This window comes from Nocardioides sp. Bht2 (assembly GCF_047308515.1).
Classification (GTDB): domain Bacteria; phylum Actinomycetota; class Actinomycetes; order Propionibacteriales; family Nocardioidaceae; genus Nocardioides.
On record NZ_JBLBWI010000024.1, the window covers coordinates 1 to 21,331 of the forward strand.

Below are 21,331 nucleotides of genomic sequence, written 5' to 3' on the forward strand. Positions count from 1 at the left end.
GCGTGGAGGTGGCCGCGGGTCATGATTGTTCGACCGGGAGAGAAAAAACGTCTCTAGGTGTGGGGTGGCCGCCGGAGGCGGTCTCCTGTGGGGGGTGCGCAGCACCACCCAGTCTTTCGGCTTCTCAGCTGGGCGCAGCCCAGGGTCCGTCCACACCTGGGGGCGAGGCCGAGCTACCGAAGCTCGGATCGTCCCCAGGATGTGGGCCGGCCACGGCCTAGTCCTCCCCGCTTGTGGGGCGTCGTCGAGGTGCTGTTGGTCGACGACGGTCCCCAGGGGTGGGGGAGTGGGCCGATACGGGCCTGCCGGAGCACACGTGGGGCCGCCAGTTAGGAGCTGGCTCCGCGGGCAGGTTGCTGGAACAGGTCGCGGCCGCCGGCCTGTTCGTGCTCGAGATAGCCGCGATCGCGGTCGTCGCGGCCGCGGGGAAGCAACTCGTCGTGCTCGGCGCCGGTTCGGAAGTAGGTATCGGCGGTCGGGAGCTGGTGACGGGCACGGTGACGTGCCCACGAGGCGACGCGTAGCGACTGGAGATGGCTTGGGAGGGTCGCGAACTGACGTTGGCGGGTGATTGATCGTTCGAGGTAGTCAGCCGGGGAGAGGCTGGTGGCCCAATCGCGGTGTCGAGTTCGCTCGTCGATTGATGCCCGGCTTCGCCGATCGACCAACTCGCTCTTGAGGTGTTCTTGCGCATCGACTGGGAGGTTGGCGAAGCGCGCCGTCCAGGCGTTCTGCCGTTCGAGGCGTTCTGGAGCACTGAGCGAGTTCCACCAACTCAGGTGGCGCCGGTGCTGTGCCTGTAGGACGCGGATCTGCTCGCGGCGCCAAGGGCTGCACCGTGTCGCTCGGTACGCGGCACGCTCCAGAGTGATCGCGTGGGTGACTTCAGCGTGACGCTGCTGAGCTCGGTGGGTGTGCTCGGCCGCTGGTGCGATCCGGCGTACCCAGGCGCCAGCTGTGGTGCAGTGTGCGAGGCCCGCTCTGGCGAGTTCAGTCAAGGCGTGGGTGAGGGTGCGGAGACGTTGGGGGCTCACTTCCGAGTCGGGGGAGGGGAGCAGGGCTGCAGCGTGGGCCAGGTCGTCGACGGAGGCCGGGTGCTCAGGACTTAGGGCGCGCCAGAGCGCGTGGGCCAGGGGGCCTAGGCGGTGCCAGGAGCCCGGCGGGGTGGGGGTGTGACTACTAGGTGGGGGGATTTCCAACAGTCCTGTCGAGGCAGGGACCTCGAATTCGAATGAGGTGCTGTCACGGCGTTGGTGGTCCCAGGTGCTGGTGTCGAGTGCTCCGACGGCGCCGTGTAGGAGCCGCAGGATCGCGCGGATGGTCTTGCGGTCCGTGAGACCGGTGTCGAGTACTAGGTCGCGTTCAGGGACCGGTACGCGCCGGCTGTCGGCGCGTTCCATGCGGTCGAGCACGTGGTGTCCGACCAGAAGCAGGGCGGGACGCCGCCGCTCGGGAAGGCTCCAGGCGAGCTGCAGCAGCCGGTGGCGGGCGCTAGCGACGGCGGCCGCGGTGGTGGGAGAGAGGTTCTGATCGGGGGTGTGGGCGTTGTCGTTCTCCACGGCTGGGTTCCAGACCCACCGGATCCACCTCGTACGCGAGGAGCGAGCGCGCTGCATTGCGGAGGGGTGGGCGTCGCAGATCGTGGCCCAGGCCGTGTCGACGGTGTGGCCTGCCCACAGCAGCTGCTTGGTGGCGATCGCCTCATAGGTGGAGCGGGAGTGGTCGGTGCCGCCGATGGCGGGCAGGGTGCCCGTCTCGAAGTACTGCGTCCACTCAGCGGGGAGCTGACGGTGACGGCGCGGTCGTGGCAGCAGGGCTTCGGCGCGAGATCGCGGAGCAACGGGGGTGCTCCGAGTGTCCGGCCCTCTGCGGGCCCGTAGCTGCCTCAGCGCCGTGGTGAGGTCGCCTGATGGGCGAGTGGTGGCGCCGGTGCGGTGCGGCGCGGACAGTGGCCTGATGTGCCCCGAGGTCCGCAGGTCGAGGGCGCCGGCCGGGAGGTTGAGCCGGGTGGTGAGTTCGTCGACGAAGTCGCGCAGTGCGGCCTGCTTGGCGTGGATCGTGATGAAGACGTGGTGGCGGCCCTCAGCGCCGCCGGAGGCCCGTGCCAGGTGCCAGAGGTCCTGGTCGCGGCACCAGGTAGTGAGTGCGTGGGTGGCTTGGTGGCCACGCCAGCCTTCGGCGTCGACGTCGATGACGGTGATTCCGGGTTGGACCCGGCCGACGATGGAGGCGACGTCGCCGGCGTCGACGAGGTCGAGGCCTGTCTCAAGGGTGGGGACGACCAGTCTGGGGACGCGGCGGTTCGTGGCGTCGATCGCGAACCAGCCGTCGGTGGTGAAGAGCAGCTGGTCGAGCTGGCGGGTAAGGGCGCTCATGAGGCGGCCGCCGGAAGCGGGATGTGGGTGGGCGGTTCACCGGGGGAGAACCAGACGCCTCCCCAGCAGCCAGTGACCGGGGCTAGGGGATCGTTGCCGGCGAGCCAGGCGCGGTGCAACCGGAACGCTTCGCGCAGGCATTCAAGGGCAGAGGGACACAGGTCGCAGACCGCGGCCGCCTCCGGCGCCCTGGTGGGATCGAGGAACGCAGCCGGTGCAAGCGCGCATGGCCGCGCCGCGTATCGCATTGTTTGTGTGGTGGTGGCCGTCGTCATGGGCTCCACCCGAGCGGGTCGTGTTCACCGCGTCGGGAGGAGGAGTGTGCGGACCGTGCCAGCTGGGCGAGTGTGGCGACACTCGCGCGCTTACTGGCGTTTCGGCCACGATTTGCTATCGTGGGCAGCACAAAACCTCCTCATATCCATTCGCACTGGTGCTGGGGTTTGAACCGCTCTAGGGCGGAACCGATCGTGACGAGCTCGTAACTCGTCCGACCGACTTGACAGGGTCACCGTTTGGCGGCGGTGGCCCTGAGTCGATTTCTAGGCGCTCTGCGGCAGCGGCAGCTCCGGGTGATCGGTGAGGATGGCGGGTTCCTTGAACCAACGCGGTCGGCCGTGCTCGTCAAGATCCGTCGTCAGGTGCTCGGCCAGGAGGTCGAGAAACCATGCCGTGCTGATCCCGCAAGCGCCGGCGATGTCGTTGATCGAGCTCTTGGTCTCGGATGCAACGCGGGTCTGAAAGAGCACCGTCTCGTGCAGACTGCCCTCCGGCCGGCGGCGCATCCCTGGAGTGAGTGCCATTTCAACCCTCTCGATCACGTTGAATAGTTATGCATTAGTACCCCGGATTGCGGCAGCTCGAACTGCCGACACGCCGCGAGTTCGCAAATTCGCTGTACGCCCTGCGCCGGAAGTGGCGTTCAGCCGTCCGACGTGCCGCTGAGGCTGTAGGAGCGGAGTGCGCCTAGCAGTTCGTCTACGCGCTTGGCGTCGGTGACGTACACGGCAGCGTGGGGGCCGCTCTGCTCGCTGACGACGACAAGTACCCCGGCCGACACGAGGTTGCGGACATGGTTCGCGGCGACGGCGTGCCGCAGCCCCAAGGCTTCTTGGGCTGTCTTGCGGGTGCCAGGCTCGCGAAACTGAGCGATAAGCGCGACCGTGATCTCGGAGCCGAAGACCGAGCTGGCGACAGACACGCTCATCGGCAGTGGGGGGTCGAAGACGACGACGCGGGGCACGGGGTCATTGTGCCGTACTGCCGCGGACGGGCGCAGAAGGGACGCATCGAGCCAGCCTTTCCAATTGTGTATCGTTAAAGCATACACAGATGCTACTCTGATCTTGCAGCCCGAGGGAACCAGGACCGCCAGACAGCGGGAAGGGGATCGGGGTGTGATCGAAAAGGTGGCCCTTGTGCAGGATTCGCGTCACACGCGGGACTCGCATCCGTTACAACGGGGTCAGGTGTAGTGCACAACCACGACTCGGCTCCTCCGGAACCGTGTCTGAAATAGACCACGCCGCTCGACAAATGTTCTTGGCGGAACTCGAGCGGCGTGGGTGAACACCCACTAAGGGGGCTCGTTAGTAGTGTTTCAGACCATGAGCAGTAGGACTAGCGCGCAGACGCGGCGTCCTGCTGTCACCTCAAAGCTCTCCGCGTTGTGCGCGGCGGCAACTCTCGTTGGCGTGGGGACTCTCGCCGCAGTGGTGCCGTCCTCACCCGCGGTCGCTGATGTGCCGCCGGCGGGGGAGTGCACCCCGACGTCGTTGGTCAACAGCGTCTCTATGTCCGGGTCGTCGACGACGGTCCGGGCGTTTCGTACGCGGGTCAAGGTGGCGCGCAAGGCGCGTCCGTTGGCTCGGGTTCAGATGCGTGCTCGTGTGGGTACGACGCAGAAGTACGTCGCGACTGGGATCGTTGACCGCTGCGCGGGGGGCGTTTCTTCTCCCGAGCCGGTGACGGTCCGGTTCACGCTGGCCCACGGCACCCGTGTCGAGCTGACCAGGTCGGCCCGTGCGCGGGCACCGCGTCCGGCGATCAAGGCCGCGACGAAGAAGGTCAAGGTCGCTGTTCGTGCGCGGGGGTTGAAGGCCAACCGTCCGAAGATCGCCGCGCGAGTGAATGCAGCCGCTAGCGCGAAGGTGTCGGCGCTGCTGGGGCGCGAAGCGCAGATGCCGGCGATTCGGGCCGCGATCATGGCCGAGATCAACCGAGTCCGTGCCGAGAACTCTTTGCCGGCGCTGATTCATCTGCCGCAGCTGGAGCCGCTGGCTGATGAGTGGGTGGAGTTCGTCAAGGACGGGCCCTATGCCCACGACACCGACCCGGTAACCGGAATGGACGCCGACACCGAGACGTTGGGCTGCAACCCCCCATTGGATGGGTACCCGCCGACCACCAGCGAGAACCTTCACTGGGGCTCGCATGGCTCGCCCGCTGAGATCGCAGAGTGGACCGTCGCCTGGTGGATGAACTCTGCCGGCCACCGCGCCACTCTCCTCAACGAGTGGAACATCTGGGCCGGTATCGGCCTCGCCTGGTCTGAGTCCGGCGAGTACTGGGCGGTGGCGTTCCGCGCCACCACCGCTGACTGCTCGAACCTGTGAGCTTCGCGTCGCTCTGACGCGCGGCTGTTGATTGCACCTGGTCTCTGTCTGAGCCAGATGAGGCGCTGGGACGTTCGTCCCGTCCGGCGTGGTGATCCTGCACCCAGGTTCGAGTAGTGGTCCCCACAACGTGCCGTTGCGCCTTCCTTCCCAGGTCCGCATCCAGGCGGACAGTTAGGAACCACCCACATGAAATCGTTCAGACCTGCCCTCATGGCAGTCGTTCTGGCCTTGATCACCGGCATGTTCGCTGTGGTGACCACGGCGCTGACGGCGGCCCCGGCACAAGCCGCGGTTGTCGCGGACTCGCTGTGCAAGCCCTCCGACCCCAACCTCCGGAACGGCCAGTGCTACAAGTTCCCTGACGGCCGGATCACCTGGCTGGGCAACTTCACCAACCCCAACGGCCGCGTGTTCTTCTGCATCGACAAGAACAAGGACTCGCGTCTGCCGGCGACTGCTCCGAAGATCACGACCGCGGGACTCAAGAACCAGTTCGGCAAGGTGATCGGCAAGGCGGAGGTTGCCGCTCTCAACTACGTGATCAACAAGTGGGCGGCCGGATCGACTGATCTTGAGTCGGCCGCGATCGCACTCATCATTCGCCAGGTCATGAGCGACACCCAGGGGCAGATGCCTGGCAACCTCAAGGTCGGCCAGGAGGTCTCGAACCTCGCTGGTGGTCTTCCCGCGAACGTGCTTTCCAAGGCACGGGCGATGTGGTCGGAAGCCTCCGACTTCCGCGGCCCGTGGACCCTCGAGCTGAAGGGCTCGACGAGCGACATGAAGGTCGGGCAGACGCGCACGCTGAAGGCGAACGTGTGGAGTCCGTCGGGCCGCCGTGTTCCTGGCGTGAAGATCGACATGACCTACAACTCTCGCGTCACGGGTCCCTCGAAGGTCACCTCCATCACCGGCACCGGGACCGAGTTCACGGTCAAGGCAGTGTCTGCCGGTGCGCTGTCGGTCAAGGGCGAGATCGAGGGACCGTCTGGCAACGGCACCCTGTTCGACCCGAAGGACAACAGCATCCAGCGCGGTTGGATCGCCGAGAAGACCAACGACAAGGCCAAGCTTGAACTGTCGGGTGATATCGGATTGGTGAACACGAGGGTCGTAACGGCCACCTCTGACAAGCTGGTTGAGCCGGGCGTGCCGTTCCATGACGTTGTTCGGGTCACAGACTTCCCCGCGGGTCGGACCGCGGTCGCCACAGCCCGTTTGTACGGGCCGTACCCGGCACAGCCGACCGCGACCGACTGCCTGCCTGCACAGCTGGCAGGAACGGTGACCTTCTCGGTGAACGCGAGCGGTACCTACAACACGCCCACCGTGTCGGTGACCGATGAGGGCTACTACACGTGGGTCGTGACCCTCGCTGCCACAGCAGAGAGCCCTCAGGCATCGCATGCCTGCGGCATCGTCCAGGAGACCACTTTGGTTTCGCACCCGCTGATTGAGGCTGAGGTGGCCACCGAGATCTCCGAGCAGGCTTCGCGTGCCGGTGACACGGTCTCGGACACGATCATCGTCACCGGCCTGGCCGGTGAGACGGTGACGGTCCCGATCACCATTGAGTGGACCTTGTACGGCCCGGTGGCGCCGGTTGACGGCGCTTGCGACACGGTCGACTGGGCCGACGCTGCGGTGTTGGAGTCCGGCCAGATCACGGTCACCGAGGATGGTTCGTACCCGACTCCGGGTGTGCGTCTGCCGGCTGCTGGTTGCTTCTCTTACGGTGAAGAGTTGCTGGCGACTGCTGAGGTCGCGCCGTTCTCGCACCCGGTTGGCCACGTCACCCAGACGACCCTTGCTGACCGCAACAAGCCCAGTGTCGAGACGCAGGTTTCGTCGCAGAACGTCGCCGTCGGCGCCGAGCTGGTCGACACGATCAAGGTCAGCGGCATGCTCGCTGGCGAGTCGGCCGAGATGGTGTGGACGCTCTACGGTCCGTTGGAGCCAGTCAACGGCAAGTGCGATGCACTCGACTGGTCGACGGCTCGCGTGCACGACCAGGACACGATCACCGTGACCGGTGACGGCTCCTACGTCACGCGCTCCTCGGCACCGGTGGCGGTCCGCGGCTGCTACACCTATGCCGAGGTTCTGCAGGAGACCGACGCGATCGAGGAGGTCGTGCACGAGCCGGGTAAGCCGTCGCAGACCACGTTGGTGGATAAGTCGCGTCCGTCGGTTCGCACGCTGGTGTCGTCGCAGATCACCCGTACCGGGACTCGCCTGCACGACACCGTGTGGGTCTCTGGCCTCAACTCGGGTGACCGGGTGCGGGTCGAGTGGACGCTCTACGGCCCGGCGAAGCCGGTCAACGGCAAGTGCACGAACGCCCGGTGGTCGAAGGCGAAGGTGTTCGACAAGGGCAGCTTCACCGCTACGAAGAACGGCCGGTACAAGACGCGCTCGAGCAAGGTGCTGAAGAAGAAGGGCTGCTACACCTACGCGGAGCGGATCCAGGAGACGGCGAGTACGTACAGCCACTGGCACAAGCCGGGTAAGGCCTCGCAGACCTCGCTCGTGCGCAAGCCGGGCCGCCCGGGCATCCCGACTGGCCCGAAGGGCTGGGGTAAGCCGTGAGCGGCGCAGGCATGCGTCGTGTCGCAGCGTTGGCCGTCGCGCCGGCCCTGACGGTCGCGTTGGCGATGGGCAGCTCTCTTTCGGCTGGCCACGCCTCAGGCACGGCGGGGGATGAGGGCGCGCAGCGTCCGCAGATCCTCACCGCTGAGGCTCCCTCGGCGCCGGTGATGGGTCGCACGGTCGCACCGCGCCGCGCCAAGGGGTCGCTGACCTTGGCCTCGATCGGCAAGCGCAACGTGCCGCTGCATCACGTCGGTACCACCAAGGGTGGCGACGTCGCCGTTCCGGCCGACGTTTCGTCGGTCGGCTGGTGGAAGGGATCGGCTTCCTTCGGATCGAAGGAAGGTTCGTCGATCATCGCGGGCCATGTTTCCGACACCTCGGATTCGCCTGGGGCTCTGTATGAGCTGACGAAGGTGAAGAAGGGCGATCGGATCGTGTGGCGCCAGGGCGGGAAGAAGAAGGTCTTCAAGGTCACGAAGAAGACCCTCACCCCGCGCACGGGGCAGCTGCCGGAGCGGATCTGGCGTCTCGCTGGACCGCGGACGATCAACTTGGTGTCCTGCGCCAAGAAGGTCACTTCTGAGGGCGGGTTCTTCCACTACACGCACAACATCACCATCACCGCGAAGCTCGTGAAGAAGGGCAAACGGTAGTGATCCGTGCACTCATGTCGGTGGCGGCCGTGTTCCTCATGGCCGCCACCACCCTGAGCCTTGAGGGGGTCGCTTCGGCGGCCCCCTCGGGGACGGCCCCAGTGATCCTGGATGTTGACGCGTCCACTGCCTGGGAGGACCGGCCGGTGCTGGTCTCGGGGAGCATCGCTCCCGGCACGTCGTCGACCGTGCAGCTGTGGTGGCGCCGAGCAGGCTCCGCGCAGCCGGGGTCACCTGAGTGGACCCCGGTCGGCTCGGCTGTCCCGGTGGACAGCACGGGCGACTTCGCAACGACACTGACCTGGGCGACGCCCGGTCTCGTCGAGCTCCAGGCGCGCACGACGGCGGGCGACTCGGCACCGGTGACGTTTGAGGTCGGGGACCGCCGGGTGCAGCTCGCCCAGCTCCCGGCGACAAGCCGGGTTGTTGCTGACCGGATCACGCTCGCTGGCCAGGTCACGCCGGTGGAGGCGGGCGTCGCGGTGCGGCTCACCTGGACCTCTGCTGGTACCTCGTCGACGGCGACTGTTTCGACGGACGCCGGCGGCGCATTCAAGAAGATCCTGCCGGTCACCACGCGCACCGGCCCGGTGCGCGCCAGGGCCGAGACCGGCACCGGCGGCGCGCTGGAGCGCAGCGAGAGCCGCCGTACGACCGTGTCGGCGGTCTTCGCCTCTTCGCTGGCACCGGTCAACGCGGCGATGGTGAAGTACTCCTACCGCGCTGGTTGCCCGGTCGGCCCAGCGAAGCTGACGCAGCTGACGATGACCTACCGCACCTACGCCGGCACGTACCGCGCTGGGCGGATGATCGTGGCGAAGGCCGCGGTGAAGCCGATCAGGGCCGCGTTCCGTGCCGGATTCAACGCGGGCTTCCGGATCCGCCGCATGGTCCCGGTTGAGGCATACCGGGGTTCTGACCCGAAGGCGATGCGCGCGAACAACACGAGCGCTTTCAACTGCCGCTCGATCACGGGCGACCCCACGGCGCTGTCTCCGCATGCCTACGGAACCGCGGTCGACATCAACACGGTGCAGAACCCCTACAGGGACACCTCCGGCACTTGGTGGCCGTCGCGCAACAAGTGGATCAACCGCAACTTGCAGCACCCCGGAATGATCAAGAACAGCTCGGCGATCCGCCGAGAGTTCGGCCGTCAGGGCTTCACCTGGGGAGGGATCTGGCGCAACCCGGACTGGCAGCACTTCGACCCGCGCGGACGGATCACGCCTCGCGTCGACGTCGCGGCACGCTCTGTTGCGGGGTTCGACGCTTCGGATCTGCCTCGCCGTCTGCCTGGTGGATTCAGGGCTACCGCTGTTGAGGGTGGCCACGAAGAAGGGTTCCTCGGCAACGGCACCCACGTGCGGGCACGTGAGACCAGCGAGCTCGTCGACGGCCTGCGGTTCATGTGTAGAGGTAGCGACGTCGCCGCCGCCGGCGTCGTGACGGCGTTACAGGGCACCTACCACCACCAGCCGAAGGGCTGGGCACACGCCTTCGTCGTGAAGACGATCACCTTGGCCGCCGCGGGCGCGCTCGTTCAGGAGCTGGAGGCCTGTTCATCGCCACTGTGGCAGGTGACCGCACAGCAGTCGGACCAGGTGGTCCGGCTGCGGGTCGTACCGCGTGGGATGGGCGGCTGAAATGATCCCGATCGCGTTGCAGGACCTCGTGGCCCCGGGGGGATTCGACGAGCGCCTGCAGCGGTCCGAGTGCGGCGAGGCCCGTGGCCGCGTCTTCCCCCAGACCGGTGGCCTGCGGGCCTTGCCGCACTCCTTCTTTCTTTCGTCGACGAGCGCCCTCGCTGGAGGGGCCTCGCGACGAGCTAGCCACGTGTCGCCGTTGGACGGTCTCGGCATCCCCCTGTCGAAAACGCCAGCGGAGGCGCGTTTCGTGCGGAATCGTTCCGCACAACAGATTGGTGACGGGGCTGCACAGGTGATCCGCCAACACCGCAGCTCCGTCACCAATCGCACTCACCACAGTTGTTCGGCCGAGGCCTTAGGGACGGGTAGCGGCCTTTTCTCGGGACAGGAAATTCACAGGGGAGGTGGTGCTCTATGAGCACCGATGGCAACGGCACCGTGCCAGTGCGACCGGAAACGCTTGCGTTCATCCGGATCAAAGACGGCCAGGTATTCGTCAACGGCGACGAGATCCCTCACGACGGGTCAACCGACCTGTACCAGCTCGGGATCCACGCGGCCGCGCAGCGGGTCGCTGCTCGTCTCTCCCCGCCTGGACCGGTGCGAGCTGAAGCGATCGACGCCACCAGCCGGACCGCGCTGGTCGTGCACCCGGACGGCACCGCCAGCGACTTCGTGGTCCTGGAGGAGTACCCGTCAACTGCGACCGAGGAGCAAGCCGTTGATGCGGTTGTGCTGCCGCTGATCGCGCCCAGCGATCCGCCGAATGCAGCGCCGATGCCTGCGAGCTCGAGCGTCGTCGCGTCGTCGCGTCCCCGGCTGCCGCTGGTGGCGGCGGTCGTGGGAGCGGTCGCCCTGGTCGCCGTCATCGGCGCCGGGGCTGTCGCGGTGTCACGCGGTGCCGAAGATCCAGCCGAGGCGTCACAGGTCGACGCCACCACCTCGCCCGCACCGAGCCAAGCACTCACTCCTGTGGCGCCCAGCGACACGCCAACGAGCCAGCCAGCGCTCCCGACCGCCGCTGCGTCGGCGGTTGGCGGGCGTCTTGCACTGGTCGTGAAGGTGAGGACCTCGACCGTGCCGGGGCGAATCACCGTGAAGGTCGAGCAGACCGGCCGCAAGCCGGTACGGAGGTCGGTGGTCACGCGGAAACAGCAGAGCGTTGTGCGCATCACCGGGTTGAAGCCCGGCGCGGCGCGCTGGAGCGTGCGAGTCGCGTCGACCGGCACCGCCGCCTTGGTGTCGGAGCCGGTGACCGGCAAGACGGTGGTGAAGGCGCCCAAGACACCTCCACGGTCCTCGGCGCCGACGAGCAGCCCGCCTCCGGCGACGTCGACGCCCAGTCCGCCTCCGGCGACGTCGACGCCGCCCAAGAACACCACCCCCACGCAGCCCAAGGGCCCGAAGGGCCGCGACACGAAGACCCCGCCGCCGCGGGGACCGATCGAAAGGTAGGTAGAGGGATGACTGTTCGCTCTAGGTTGGCAGTGATCGCCACGACGGCCGTCGTGGCGGGTGCCCTGAGTGTGGCCTCGGCGCCCGCTGACGCCGCGACCCCGCCGTGGGCGGGCTACCGCATCAAGGCCGGTGCGTCGGCAGACGCTGGATGGATGGGTGGCCGCAAGCTCGGCTCAGCTCGCGTCTACCGGATCGACCCAGTGAAGCGGAACGTCTCGACCGGCTACAAGCCGGCACGCCGCGTTCCGAACCTGGACGGAAAGCGCGGTGCCTCAGCCCGCGCGACCGCGCGCGCTGCCTACATCGTGTCGAACTACGGAGGCCGCCGCGACGCCATCCAGGCCGCCGGCGTCGACGCCGCGGTGTACCACCTGCTCAAGGGCGGCAGCTGGAAGATCGGCAAGAGCCGCGGATCGCAGCGGATCAACCAGACAGGCCGCAACCGCAAGTACGTCCGCTCCTACGCGCAGACGATGCTCAAGGACTCGGCGCAGTTCGCGGGCCCGTACCGCAAGGAGCTGACCACGACCACCGCGGCCGTGGGCTCAGCAACGAAGGCACAGCTGAAGGTGCGAAGTGCCTCGGGCAAGGCCCTGAGCGGCAAGCGGGTGCGATTCACCTACCCGGGTGCCGATCCGGTCGTCACCTACACCGACGCCTCGGGGTCGGCGGTCGCATACTTCACCGTGGCGTCGTCGACGCCGGCCTCGGTAACCTCGACGGTCGCAGGCCTTCCAGAGTGGCGCCTCATCGTGCGTCCCGCGAAGAATCGGAAGGCGTCGCGGGTCGCGATCGCCGATCGCGTAGCCACTGTGTCGGCGACCTCGCGCGTGGCCGTTGTGGGTTCCCAGACCGTGTCGGTGAGCAACACAGCCTCCACGCTCAAGGTAGGCAGTCTGCTGAGTGGGCAGTACACGGTCGCTGGCGGCTCCGGGACCAGGACGATCACCAGGAACGCCTACGGCCCTTTCAGCACGGCGTCGACCAGCTGCGGGACGGGTACACCCGTCCACACCTCGGCAGTGAGCGAAACCAGTAACGGCACGCGTCCGCTGCCAGCGGTGAAGGCGACCACGTCGGGCTACTACCGGTGGGCCGTCGAAGCAGGGAGCAACGAGACGTCGACGGCCGCGACCGCGTGCGGTACGGCGGTTCGAGTGCAAAAGCAGGCCTGGGTGAGCCAGTCCCGGCCTTCCGGAAAGTCGGTCCAGGTCCGCAAGGGCGCTGGCTTCGACGTCGACGTGAAGGTGTCCGGGTTCGACCGGAGCGAGCCCCACAACGTGGTCTCGCGCCTCTACGGTCCGTTCGCGTCCAAGGACGGGGCGCGCTGCGTGGAGAGCAAGCGGGTCGCGGGCAAGAACCAGTTGCGCAACGTGTCGAGCAACGGCACGTACAACATGTCCAACGCCGCGGTGCAACGCAGCGGCTGGTACGTGTGGCAGACGACGTTGTCGAACGGTGATCTGGTCCTGGGTGATGTCAGTGGCTGCGGTGTCCCGTACCAGGTGGTCGACTGATGGCGGCGGCGGCGATGCGTCGCGGAGATCCGGCCGAGGAGCCGCAGTCGCCGTGGGCTGTTGCGGGTATCGGTGCTCCGTCGGAGCCGGTGATCGCACCGGCTCCGGTGGATACCGCGTCCGTGGTTGCTCCGGTGCATGCACCTCGAGGAGCTGTCTCAGGGCTGCCTCGGGTGAAGACGATCCCGGCTTCGACCGCGCCGCTGGTGTGGGTGGCTGCGCACGGTGGCGCAGGTGCTACGTCGCTTGCTCGTGGGTCCGGGATCGGGCTGGATCTCACACGCTGTTGGCCGGACCCGCACCTGGGGTGGCCGCGGGAGGTCGCGATCGTGTGCCGTGGCAACGCCGCAGGCGTTGAGGCGGCCGCCGAGCTGCTGGCAGAAGCAGCTTCCGGGGCTGTGCCGGATCTGCGGATCGTGGCCTTGGTCGTGGTCGCTGACTGCCCCGGCAAGGCGACCCGTCACGTGCGCTCTCGACTGCGCGAGCTCGGGGGAGCAGTCGGCGCGGTTGTGCATCTGGACTGGATCTCGGACTGGCGCGATGCGCCGTACACGTCACAGAAGTCGGCCACGAAGGTGGCCACCAAAGTTCTCAAGCAGATCGGTTGAAGGAGACAGAAATGAACATGGTTAAGCGTTTCGTGGCCCTGGTGGTCCTGGTCGGTTCGAATCTGCTTGTGGCCCCGGCCGCATTCGCCGATGAGGTGCCCAACCCCAAGCCGAACGCACCGGACGGGGTGAAGGACATGGCAGACAAGATCATTGGCCTTTTGAAGTGGGGTGGCCTGGCCTTCGCGATCGCTGGTCTTCTCATCATCGGAATCAAGATGATGAGTGGTAGGGATAACGGCCGCGGGGGCCGCGACGGCATTGACGCTCTCGGCTACTGGGCCGGCGGCATGGTCCTCGTCGGCGGTGCCGCGAGCATCGTCAGCTTCTTCATGGCCTAGGCGGACGCGATGGCATTCCTAGACGAAGAAACACCCGGCTGGGTCCGCGGTGTCCTGGCCCTGCTAGCGCTCCTGGTCGTCGCCGTCGTGGCACTGGTCGTGGTCGTAGTGATGAACATGAGCGACGACACGAAGGACGATAGGGACACCGCAGCAGTGACGGGATCCCCGTCGGTTGCCCCCTCAGCGTGCGATCTGCCGTCAGGCGATCAGCGTCCCCCGTCGGCTGCGCCGACAGTCGCATGGGTGACTCTCTCGAATGGCGATCGTGGTCCACGCTCGGAGGCGTTCGGGCCTGCCGCCGAGAAGGATCGGGTTCACTCCTGCTTCGCCAAGAACCCGACCGGCGCAGCTCTCTCGGCCACCTGGTACATCCTCGATACAGGCCAGAACGTCGACGCCGCGATGGGCGAGCAGCTTTGGTCGCGCGTGTCGGAGAAGACCCGATCTGAAGAGCGCAAGAAGTCGGAAGTCTGGAACGGCCAGGACGAGGGCGAGGACGAGGCCCGCCCGTTGACGATTCTGGGGTTCCGGGTCGTTGACTCCACGCCTGACCGCGTGGTCGTGGAAGTGCTAGTTGAGGACGTCACGAGCTCTCAGCGAATCGGCTTCACGTTCGCCCAGGTATGGGAGGCGGGCGACTGGCGGACCGATGCACCGGCCGGACGTATGGAGGACGCGGTGCGACTGGTCGAGGACTCGTCCGCCTTTCTTTTCTGGGATGGGAACTACTGATGAGCTGCCTTACTGATCCCAGAGACTGCATCCCAGACGTGGTTGAGGACGCGGCTGGCTACGTGGTCGACGGGGTGACCGGGGTTGCTGACGCGGTGACTGGCGCCGCCGGCTCCGTCGGTGAGAACGTAGCCGGGAGTCTTTTCGGCGGGTTCGTGGACGCGATGGTCGAGGCAGCTAACTGGACTATCGAGAAGATCATGACTCTGTGGCTGAAGGCGCCGGCGCCCGATGTCACGGGGTCGGACTCGCCTGCGGCGTGGGTGACGGCCCACCTGTCGTATCTGGTCGCTGCGGCTATGGTCGCGACGCTGATCTACGGCGGCATCAGACTGATGATCTACGCACGTGCGAGCGAAGCGGTCAATCTCGCTGAAGCGATGGTGCGGATGCTCCTGACCACGGTGCTCGCGGGGTTCTTGATCACGACGGGCGTCGAGCTGAGCGAAGCCTTCTCGGTCTGGATTCTGGATCGCGCTGAGCTCGACCTCGACGTGAAGTTCCTGACTGCTGCTGGCATGGCACCAGGGGTCGTCATGATCTTGGCGCTGTTTGTCGTCATAGCGCAGCTGATCCAGTTGGGGTTCATGATCGTGCGGAACGCCGTGATCGTGCTCCTTGCGGGCACGATCAACCTCGCGGCCGCCGCCTCGGGCACCCGGATGGGACGCGAGGCGTTCAACAAGCAGGTCTCCTGGCTGATCGCATTCATTCTCTACAAGCCGACTGCAGCGCTGATCTATGCGCTGAGCTTCACTATGGCCTCAGGCGAAGATCTCTGGGAGCAGCTGTCCGGGATCGTGTTGATGATCCTGTCCGTTCTGGCGTTGCCGGCATTGCAGCGATTGATTGCTCCGGTAACCGCTCAGATCGGTGGCGCGAACGCTGGAGCCTTGGCCGGCGCCACAGTGGGCGCCGGTGTTGCCCTGGGGGCGATGGCCCTCACGGGGGGTGCCTCGGCGGCCGCTGGCGCTGGCGGCGCGGGTGGCTTCCTGGGTGGCGCCGGGGGCGGTGGCTTCGCTGGCGGTGCCGCATCGGGAGGCGCTGGCGGTCGTGGGCCGAGTGGAGCGAATACCGCCGGATTGAGCAGCGGCTCATCCTCTGGTTCTGGATCTGCTGGTGCGATTGGTGGGTCAACGCCTGGTGGCGCACCGCAGGTAGCTGACGGTGGATCGGATCTCTCTCAGAGCGCTGGTGTGAGCGGCGGACCCTCCGGTGCCGACGGCTCCGCCGGTCTGGCACCCGGCGCTTCGCCTGGTCAGGGCGGAGGGTCTGTCTCTGGTGGGGCGCAGATCGTCGGTGGGGGAGCGGATTCCTCGCCCGCAGGTGCAGTGTCCTCCGGCGGTTCGTCGGCGACGCCTTCTGGCGCTGGAGGTGGATCGGGTTCCGCGGCGGTTGCCCGGGGCGTTCAGACCGGGCAGGGGGCCTTCAACACCGTGCAGAGTGCCGCTGAGGACTCCACCGGAGACGGCGGTCCCTCAGGGGCGGGTAGGGCTGACGGATGAGCGAGACGCAGCAGATGGCGCCGCGGGTCCTGTTCGGGAACTGGATCCGGCAGGAGTCGTCGGGAATCAAGGGTGCGAGCGCCGCCGGGTCCACTGTGCTTGTGGCCGGCATGGGCGTGGCCGGCGTGCTGCTCGTGGCCGCTGGCCCGCTCGCCGGGCTGGTGGCCGCCTTTCTGGTGGTGGCCGTCTTCTCGGCAACGACGACGCCGGTGCGGCGTCTGGGACAGCGAGTTGGGTTCCTGGTCCAGCGGGCCAGGGGAGAGCATCAGTGGAGGAGTGGCGTGTTCAGTCGCAATCAGGAACGAGAGAGCCGTCTGCCGGGGATGCTCGGCGGCGTCGAACTGCTGGAGAAGGCCGATGCGTTCGGTGTGCATGGCGAGCAGTTCGCGGTGCTCCACAACCCCCGTGTCGGTGGGCTGTACACCGTCGTCGCCAAGTGCATCGCCGACGGACCGTGGATGCAGGACCAGACACAGGTCGACCTCTGGGTCGCGTCCTATGCGAATGTCCTTTCTGCTCTGGGTCATGACCACGCGATCATCTGCGCGAAGGCGATCACCGAGACGGCACCTGACCCGGGCGGCCGATTGGCCGCAATGGTCGGCGCCGGCCGCGTTGCCGGGGCTCCCGCGGTTGCCCGCGGGATCATTGACCAGGTGGTCGCGGCCGCGCCGGCAACTTCGAGCGAGAACGTGACCTATCTCGAGCTGACGTTCCGCGGCCGGACACTCGACCGCAAGGGCCGCCGAGACGTGATCCTGTCCGAGCTCGCACGCAGGGTGCCAGGCGTCCGCGGCCGCCTCGAGGCCGCAGGCGGTGGCGCAGTCACGATGGTGACTGCCAACGAACTTCCCGGAATCGTGCGTGCCGCCTACGACCCGGAGGCGCAGGTCTTCTTGGAGCGTGCCGCGCTCGCCGGCTCGGGCCCGACGGCTGTCGACTGGAAGGACGCCGGACCGGTGTCCTATCAAGAGGCCTGGGATCACCTCCTCCACGACTCCGGTAGGAGCGTGACGTGGGAGATGGCCGAGGCGCCGCGCCAGTCACTCAATGAGCGGTCGTTGACGGCGCTGCTCGCCCCGCATTCGGACTTCGCCAGGAAGCGTGTGGCGATCATCTACCGGCCTCACACGCCGGCCGAGGCTGCCCAGGTGAGCGAGAACGACGTGGACACGGCGGTGTTCAACGCCGACCAGGGCAAGAAGCGGATCAGCGCCAGGTCGCGGCTGCGGGTGAAGGCTACCGAGCGGTCCCGCGACGAGGTCGCGCTTGGTGCCGGCATGGTCCGGTTCTCACTGCTGATCACGGCCACGGTGCACCACCGCGACGGCGATCTCGACCAGGCGGTGTCGACGATTGAAGCGGGTGCTTCGTCGGTGCTCATGCGGTTGCGCCGCAGCTATGGGTCACAGGCCGCTGGCTTCGTGGCCACGCTCCCGGTGGGCTTTGTGCCCTGGATCCACACCGTGGTTCCCGACAAGATCCGGGATCTGCTGTGACCGCGCTGAACCCCATCGCGCCGCGCGGGTACCGCGGCCGCGGTGGCGGGCTGTGGCGGATCTTGCCGGTTCCCCCCACCTATCGGGGCACGACGGTGCAAGTCTGCGGAATGTGGCCGTTCGCGGCCGGCTCCGCACGCCCGAACGTCGGCGTGCCGGTAGGCGTCGACATCGAGACCGGCGCCACGGTGTGCTGCGACCACTTCTCCTGGTTCCAGGCCGGCCTCATCTCGTCGCCGTCCATGTCGGTGTATGGGCTCCAGGGGCTCGGCAAGAGCTCCTGGACCTGCCGCCAGATCATCGGCTTGGCTGATCGCGGCATCGTTTCGGTGATCGCCGGCGACTTGAAGGGCGAGTACACCGGGATCGTCAAGGCGCTCGGTGGCCAGGTCATCAGCTTCGGTGGCGGCCAGCAGCTCAACGTGCTTGACCAGGGGCAGATGCTGGCGGCTGCGAACCGCATCGGTGGCGAACGCGGCGATGCCTTGGTCTCGTGGGCGGTCGACCGTGCCACGGACCTGGTCGTGACGCTCATTCAGATCGTGCGCCGCTCGCCGGCGACCGACTGGGAGCACGCCTTGGTTCGCCGTGCGATCCGCGTTCTGATCGACGACTACCGGCGCAGCCCTAGCGGCGGTGAGCCTCCGGCGCTTCCCGAGCTGGTGAAGCTCCTGCTGAACCCGACGTCGGATCTTCTGACCACGATCCTGGCCGACGACATGGCCGACTACGCGGCGCAGACAAAGCCGCTGAACCGGTCGCTGCAGGCGGTGTTGGACGGTCCGCTGGGTGACACCTTCGGTGGCCAGACGACTGAGCGTGTCGACTTGTCGCTGCCTGCTGTGTCGGTCGATATCTCGGTGGTCGCGAAGCAGACCGACGACGTGTTGGCGGCGATCATGGTTGCCACTTGGAGTGAGGTCTTCGCCACGATCGAGGCATCCAACGCACTCGCTGACGCGGACCTGCAGGAGCAGCGCTACGTCAACACGGTGATGGATGAAATGTGGCGGCCCATGCGTCTGTCGGGTGCACGCCTGGTCGACAAGCTCGACGCGATCACCCGCCTGAACCGCAACGACGGCTCCGGCAACATCTTCATCACACACAGCCTCAAGGACTACGAGTCGATGGAGTCCGCGGCCGACAACGTGAAGGCTCGCGGCTTCGCTGAGCGATCCGGGATCGTCGTCACGGCTGGTCTCGCCGAGCCAGATCTGCGCGAGCTCTCGAAGATCAAGCGGCTGAGCGAGAAGGAGATCTCCACGGTCTCGGGGTGGGCGACCCCGCCGGGCTGGCAGGCCCGAACGGTGGTCGACCACGAGACCGGCAAGACCCGACCCGCGACCCCGCCGGGGGCGGGGAAGGTGCTGATCAAGGTCGGCGGCCGCGCTGGGATCCAGAACCAGGTCGTGTTGACCACGGCCGAGTTGGAACTCCACGACACCAACGCCCGGTGGGTGCAGCAGGACAGCGCACGATGAGGCGAGCCTTGTGCGCGGCGCTGCTCCTGGTGCTGGTGGCCGGCTGCAGCAGCGACGGTGAGGACGACACGGCCGGTCCTGGCTCGTCGACGAGCAGCAGCGGCCTTGAGCACAGCGACGATCTCCACGTGCACGACACCACGGCCGCGCCAGCGGCCGAGCAGGACGCCGGCGCCCAGGGGGTGCGGTTCCTGCGGTCGTGGGCGCGCCCCGACCTGAGGTACGCCGAGTGGTGGGCGGGCATCGAGCCGTTGATGAACGCACAGGGCAAGCAGGCGTACGCCGCGACCGACCCCGCGCTGGTGCCGGACCTCGACGTCACGGGCGCCGCGAAGGTTGAGCCGGGGACCGTTGCCACCTCGGCGTTCGTGTGGATTCCCACCAGCGAGGGCCGCTTCGGGCTGCAGATGAGCCGGGTAACAGAGTCGGCCGCATGGCTGGTCGGCCGGATCTACTTCCCAGGTAGCCGCCCGTGACCAACAAGCTGACCACGGCTGTCGGGGGAGTGCTTGCACTCATCCTCGCCGGCTTCATCATGCTCGGCGCGCTGATCAGCGGAGAGGACCAACTGGGGACCTCGGACTGTGTGGTCGACGCGGGCATGGGTTCAGCGACGCTTCAGACCGGGTCGGTGAAGACGGTCAAGGGGTTGACCGCGGAGCAGACCCGCAACGCCGCGGCGATCATCGCTGCCGGCGTCGAGCTGAAGGTGCCAGCCAAGGGGCAGGCGATCGCGGTGATGACTGCCTACGGAGAGAGCACGCTGCGGATCCTCAACTACGGCGACTCGGCCGGCCCCGACTCCCGCGGCCTGTTCCAGCAGCGCGACAACGGCGCGTGGGGAACGTATGAGGACCGGATGGACCCACGTCGCTCGTCGCTGAGCTTCTACCGTGCTCTGCTGCGGGTGAAGGGCTGGCAGGGCATGTCGCCGACGCTGGCCGCGCATACGGTTCAGCGAAACGCCGACCCGTATCACTACGAGAAGTACTGGGACCGCGCGGTCGCGATCCTCGAGGCCCTGTCGTCCGACCCTGCTCTGGCGATCGCGCTCGCGAACGGCGCCTCGACGCAGTGCGACCAGGCAGCCTTGATCGCTGGTGGATCGGTGGTGTACCCGATCCCGCCGAGCATGAAGGGCTCGGACCGGAAGAACTGGGGCAACTCCGGTGGCAGCTGGTCTAGCAAGCACACCGGCACCGACTTCTCGGTGCCCTGCGGCACCCCTGTCTTCGCCTCGACCGGCGGCAAGATCATCATCGACCGCTCGCAGGCGTGGGCAGGCCCGTGGCTGGTGAAGGTCTCGACCGGCGCCGGCAAGCTCACCACCTGGTATGCGCACATGCAGGCGGTCAACGTGCGCGACGGGCAGACGGTGTCGGCGGGTGAGCGGATCGGCGACGTCGGCACCGAAGGCAACTCCACCGGCTGCCATCTGCACTTCGAGGTCCACCCGAAGGGTGGCTCGATCTATGAGGACAACATCAATCCGTCCACGTGGCTTGCTCAGAACGTCGGCAAGACGATCACCCTGGCTGGCCAGACTCAGACGATCGGGCCCGTGCAGGGCGCCTTCGTCGTTGGCACCTTCAACGCGCTGGGCCACTCCCACACCGCGCGGGGTGGATATCGGTGCTGCAGCTGGCCGACGTCGCCCGAGCGAACGCAGCGCATGGTCAAGGTGATGCAGCGCCAGAACGCTCAGGTCGTCGCCCTGCAGGAGTTCCAGGGACCTCAGCAGCAGGAGTTCCGTCGCTTGGTTGGTCGGCAGTGGGGGATGTTCTTCGACCTGGACAACGCGATCGTGTGGCGCAAGGACATGTTCGATCTCGTGAGCGGCACCCGCTACACGATCCCGTACTTCGGTGGCCAGACCCGCAAGATGCCGCTGGTGGTGCTGCGGCACCGCGCCACGGGCCGCACCTTCGTCATGTCGAGCATCCACAACCCGGCGAACGCGAAGGGCCCGGCCGAGCGTTGGCGTATCGAGGCGATGCGCCGCGAGCGCGCGATCATCGCGAGCTTCAACCAGAAGCTCGGCATCCCGTTCATCATTGCCGGCGACTTCAACGAGTACCAGCAGGCGTTCTGCACCATGACTGCCGGAGGGCTTCTTAGTTCCGCCTCTGGAGGCTCCAACGTCGGCGGCAAGTGCAACGTGCCGGCGCGGCACACCGTGAACTGGATCTTCGGGTCCAAGGTGCGGTGGTCGGGCTACGTGCGCGACGACTCCACCCGTTCGCGGCCGCGAACCAGCGACCACCCCTACCTCACCGCACTCGCATTTCTCTAGGAGG

General features: G+C 67.1%; 17 protein-coding genes. 14 read left to right on the forward strand and 3 right to left on the reverse strand.

All coding sequences use genetic code 11. The features are described from left to right. Positions 1-329: 329 nt before the first annotated feature. The 3 genes from ACLM5J_RS19635 to ACLM5J_RS19645 all read right to left on the reverse strand — a co-directional run bounded on the left by ACLM5J_RS19635 (position 330) and on the right by ACLM5J_RS19645 (position 3,618). Entirely contained in the window at positions 330-2,375 is a 2,046-nt protein-coding gene (locus ACLM5J_RS19635) for a hypothetical protein (protein WP_413658364.1), read from the reverse strand. Positions 2,376-2,917: 542 nt separating this feature from the next. Beyond that, positions 2,918-3,178 carry a hypothetical protein gene (locus tag ACLM5J_RS19640; protein WP_413658366.1) on the reverse strand — a complete coding sequence of 87 codons (261 nt, stop codon included), beginning with the start codon at positions 3,176-3,178 and terminating at the stop codon, positions 2,918-2,920. 119 nt (positions 3,179-3,297) lie between these two features. Further along, positions 3,298-3,618 carry a hypothetical protein gene (locus ACLM5J_RS19645; protein WP_413658367.1) on the reverse strand — a complete coding sequence of 107 codons (321 nt, stop codon included), beginning with the start codon at positions 3,616-3,618 and terminating at the stop codon, positions 3,298-3,300. Positions 3,619-4,069: 451 nt separating this feature from the next. Between ACLM5J_RS19645 and ACLM5J_RS19650 the strand changes: the two genes are divergently transcribed. The 14 genes from ACLM5J_RS19650 to ACLM5J_RS19715 all read left to right on the forward strand — a co-directional run bounded on the left by ACLM5J_RS19650 (position 4,070) and on the right by ACLM5J_RS19715 (position 21,327). Then, a complete protein-coding gene (locus ACLM5J_RS19650; RefSeq protein ID WP_413658368.1) occupies positions 4,070-4,990 on the forward strand; it encodes a CAP domain-containing protein in 921 nt (306 codons plus the stop codon). 213 nt (positions 4,991-5,203) lie between these two features. Then, positions 5,204-7,582 carry a hypothetical protein gene (locus ACLM5J_RS19655; RefSeq protein WP_413658369.1) on the forward strand — a complete coding sequence of 793 codons (2,379 nt, stop codon included), beginning with the start codon at positions 5,204-5,206 and terminating at the stop codon, positions 7,580-7,582. A gap of 11 nt (positions 7,583-7,593) precedes the next feature. Continuing rightward, a complete protein-coding gene (locus tag ACLM5J_RS19660) occupies positions 7,594-8,238 on the forward strand; it encodes a class F sortase (protein WP_413658370.1) in 645 nt (214 codons plus the stop codon). Further along, positions 8,238-9,884, forward strand: coding sequence for a M15 family metallopeptidase (locus ACLM5J_RS19665; protein WP_413658371.1), 1,647 nt, complete (start codon positions 8,238-8,240; stop codon positions 9,882-9,884). Before ACLM5J_RS19660 ends, ACLM5J_RS19665 begins: the two co-directional genes overlap by 1 nt. 417 nt (positions 9,885-10,301) lie before the next feature. Beyond that, positions 10,302-11,342, forward strand: coding sequence for a hypothetical protein (locus ACLM5J_RS19670; RefSeq protein WP_413658372.1), 1,041 nt, complete (start codon positions 10,302-10,304; stop codon positions 11,340-11,342). A gap of 8 nt (positions 11,343-11,350) precedes the next feature. Further along, positions 11,351-12,862 carry a hypothetical protein gene (locus ACLM5J_RS19675; protein ID WP_413658373.1) on the forward strand — a complete coding sequence of 504 codons (1,512 nt, stop codon included), beginning with the start codon at positions 11,351-11,353 and terminating at the stop codon, positions 12,860-12,862. Between the two features lie 14 nt (positions 12,863-12,876). Then, positions 12,877-13,470 (forward strand): DUF6668 family protein, encoded by a 594-nt coding sequence (locus ACLM5J_RS19680; RefSeq protein WP_413658407.1) that lies wholly within the window; start codon positions 12,877-12,879, stop codon positions 13,468-13,470. A gap of 11 nt (positions 13,471-13,481) precedes the next feature. Next, positions 13,482-13,811 (forward strand): TrbC/VirB2 family protein, encoded by a 330-nt coding sequence (locus ACLM5J_RS19685; RefSeq protein WP_413658374.1) that lies wholly within the window; start codon positions 13,482-13,484, stop codon positions 13,809-13,811. Positions 13,812-13,820: 9 nt separating this feature from the next. Continuing rightward, the gene (locus ACLM5J_RS19690; protein WP_413658375.1) at positions 13,821-14,546 is read left to right on the forward strand and encodes a hypothetical protein; all 726 of its coding nucleotides are present in this window, start codon (positions 13,821-13,823) and stop codon (positions 14,544-14,546) included. Between the two features lie 38 nt (positions 14,547-14,584). Then, a complete protein-coding gene (locus ACLM5J_RS19695) occupies positions 14,585-16,051 on the forward strand; it encodes a hypothetical protein (protein ID WP_413658376.1) in 1,467 nt (488 codons plus the stop codon). Then, positions 16,048-17,550 (forward strand): SCO6880 family protein, encoded by a 1,503-nt coding sequence (locus tag ACLM5J_RS19700; protein WP_413658378.1) that lies wholly within the window; start codon positions 16,048-16,050, stop codon positions 17,548-17,550. The genes ACLM5J_RS19695 and ACLM5J_RS19700 overlap by 4 nt, the downstream gene beginning before the upstream one ends. After that, entirely contained in the window at positions 17,547-19,034 is a 1,488-nt protein-coding gene (locus tag ACLM5J_RS19705) for an ATP/GTP-binding protein (RefSeq protein WP_413658379.1), read from the forward strand. Before ACLM5J_RS19700 ends, ACLM5J_RS19705 begins: the two co-directional genes overlap by 4 nt. After that, positions 19,031-19,510, forward strand: coding sequence for a hypothetical protein (locus ACLM5J_RS19710; RefSeq protein WP_413658380.1), 480 nt, complete (start codon positions 19,031-19,033; stop codon positions 19,508-19,510). Before ACLM5J_RS19705 ends, ACLM5J_RS19710 begins: the two co-directional genes overlap by 4 nt. Further along, the gene (locus ACLM5J_RS19715; RefSeq protein WP_413658381.1) at positions 19,507-21,327 is read left to right on the forward strand and encodes a peptidoglycan DD-metalloendopeptidase family protein; all 1,821 of its coding nucleotides are present in this window, start codon (positions 19,507-19,509) and stop codon (positions 21,325-21,327) included. Before ACLM5J_RS19710 ends, ACLM5J_RS19715 begins: the two co-directional genes overlap by 4 nt. Positions 21,328-21,331 lie beyond the last annotated feature (4 nt).

Bases quoted from the DNA above. Each gene is read 5' to 3' on its own strand.
- ACLM5J_RS19635 (WP_413658364.1), bottom strand. From the start codon at position 2,375: ATGAGCGCCCTTACCCGCCAGCTCGACCAGCTGCTCTTCACCACCGAC.
- ACLM5J_RS19640 (WP_413658366.1), bottom strand. From the start codon at position 3,178: ATGGCACTCACTCCAGGGATGCGCCGCCGGCCGGAGGGCAGTCTGCAC.
- ACLM5J_RS19655 (WP_413658369.1), top strand. From the start codon at position 5,204: ATGGCAGTCGTTCTGGCCTTGATCACCGGCATGTTCGCTGTGGTGACC.
- ACLM5J_RS19660 (WP_413658370.1), top strand. From the start codon at position 7,594: ATGCGTCGTGTCGCAGCGTTGGCCGTCGCGCCGGCCCTGACGGTCGCG.
- ACLM5J_RS19670 (WP_413658372.1), top strand. From the start codon at position 10,302: ATGAGCACCGATGGCAACGGCACCGTGCCAGTGCGACCGGAAACGCTT.
- ACLM5J_RS19675 (WP_413658373.1), top strand. From the start codon at position 11,351: ATGACTGTTCGCTCTAGGTTGGCAGTGATCGCCACGACGGCCGTCGTG.
- ACLM5J_RS19680 (WP_413658407.1), top strand. From the start codon at position 12,877: ATGCGTCGCGGAGATCCGGCCGAGGAGCCGCAGTCGCCGTGGGCTGTT.
- ACLM5J_RS19685 (WP_413658374.1), top strand. From the start codon at position 13,482: ATGAACATGGTTAAGCGTTTCGTGGCCCTGGTGGTCCTGGTCGGTTCG.
- ACLM5J_RS19690 (WP_413658375.1), top strand. From the start codon at position 13,821: ATGGCATTCCTAGACGAAGAAACACCCGGCTGGGTCCGCGGTGTCCTG.
- ACLM5J_RS19700 (WP_413658378.1), top strand. From the start codon at position 16,048: ATGAGCGAGACGCAGCAGATGGCGCCGCGGGTCCTGTTCGGGAACTGG.
- ACLM5J_RS19710 (WP_413658380.1), top strand. From the start codon at position 19,031: ATGAGGCGAGCCTTGTGCGCGGCGCTGCTCCTGGTGCTGGTGGCCGGC.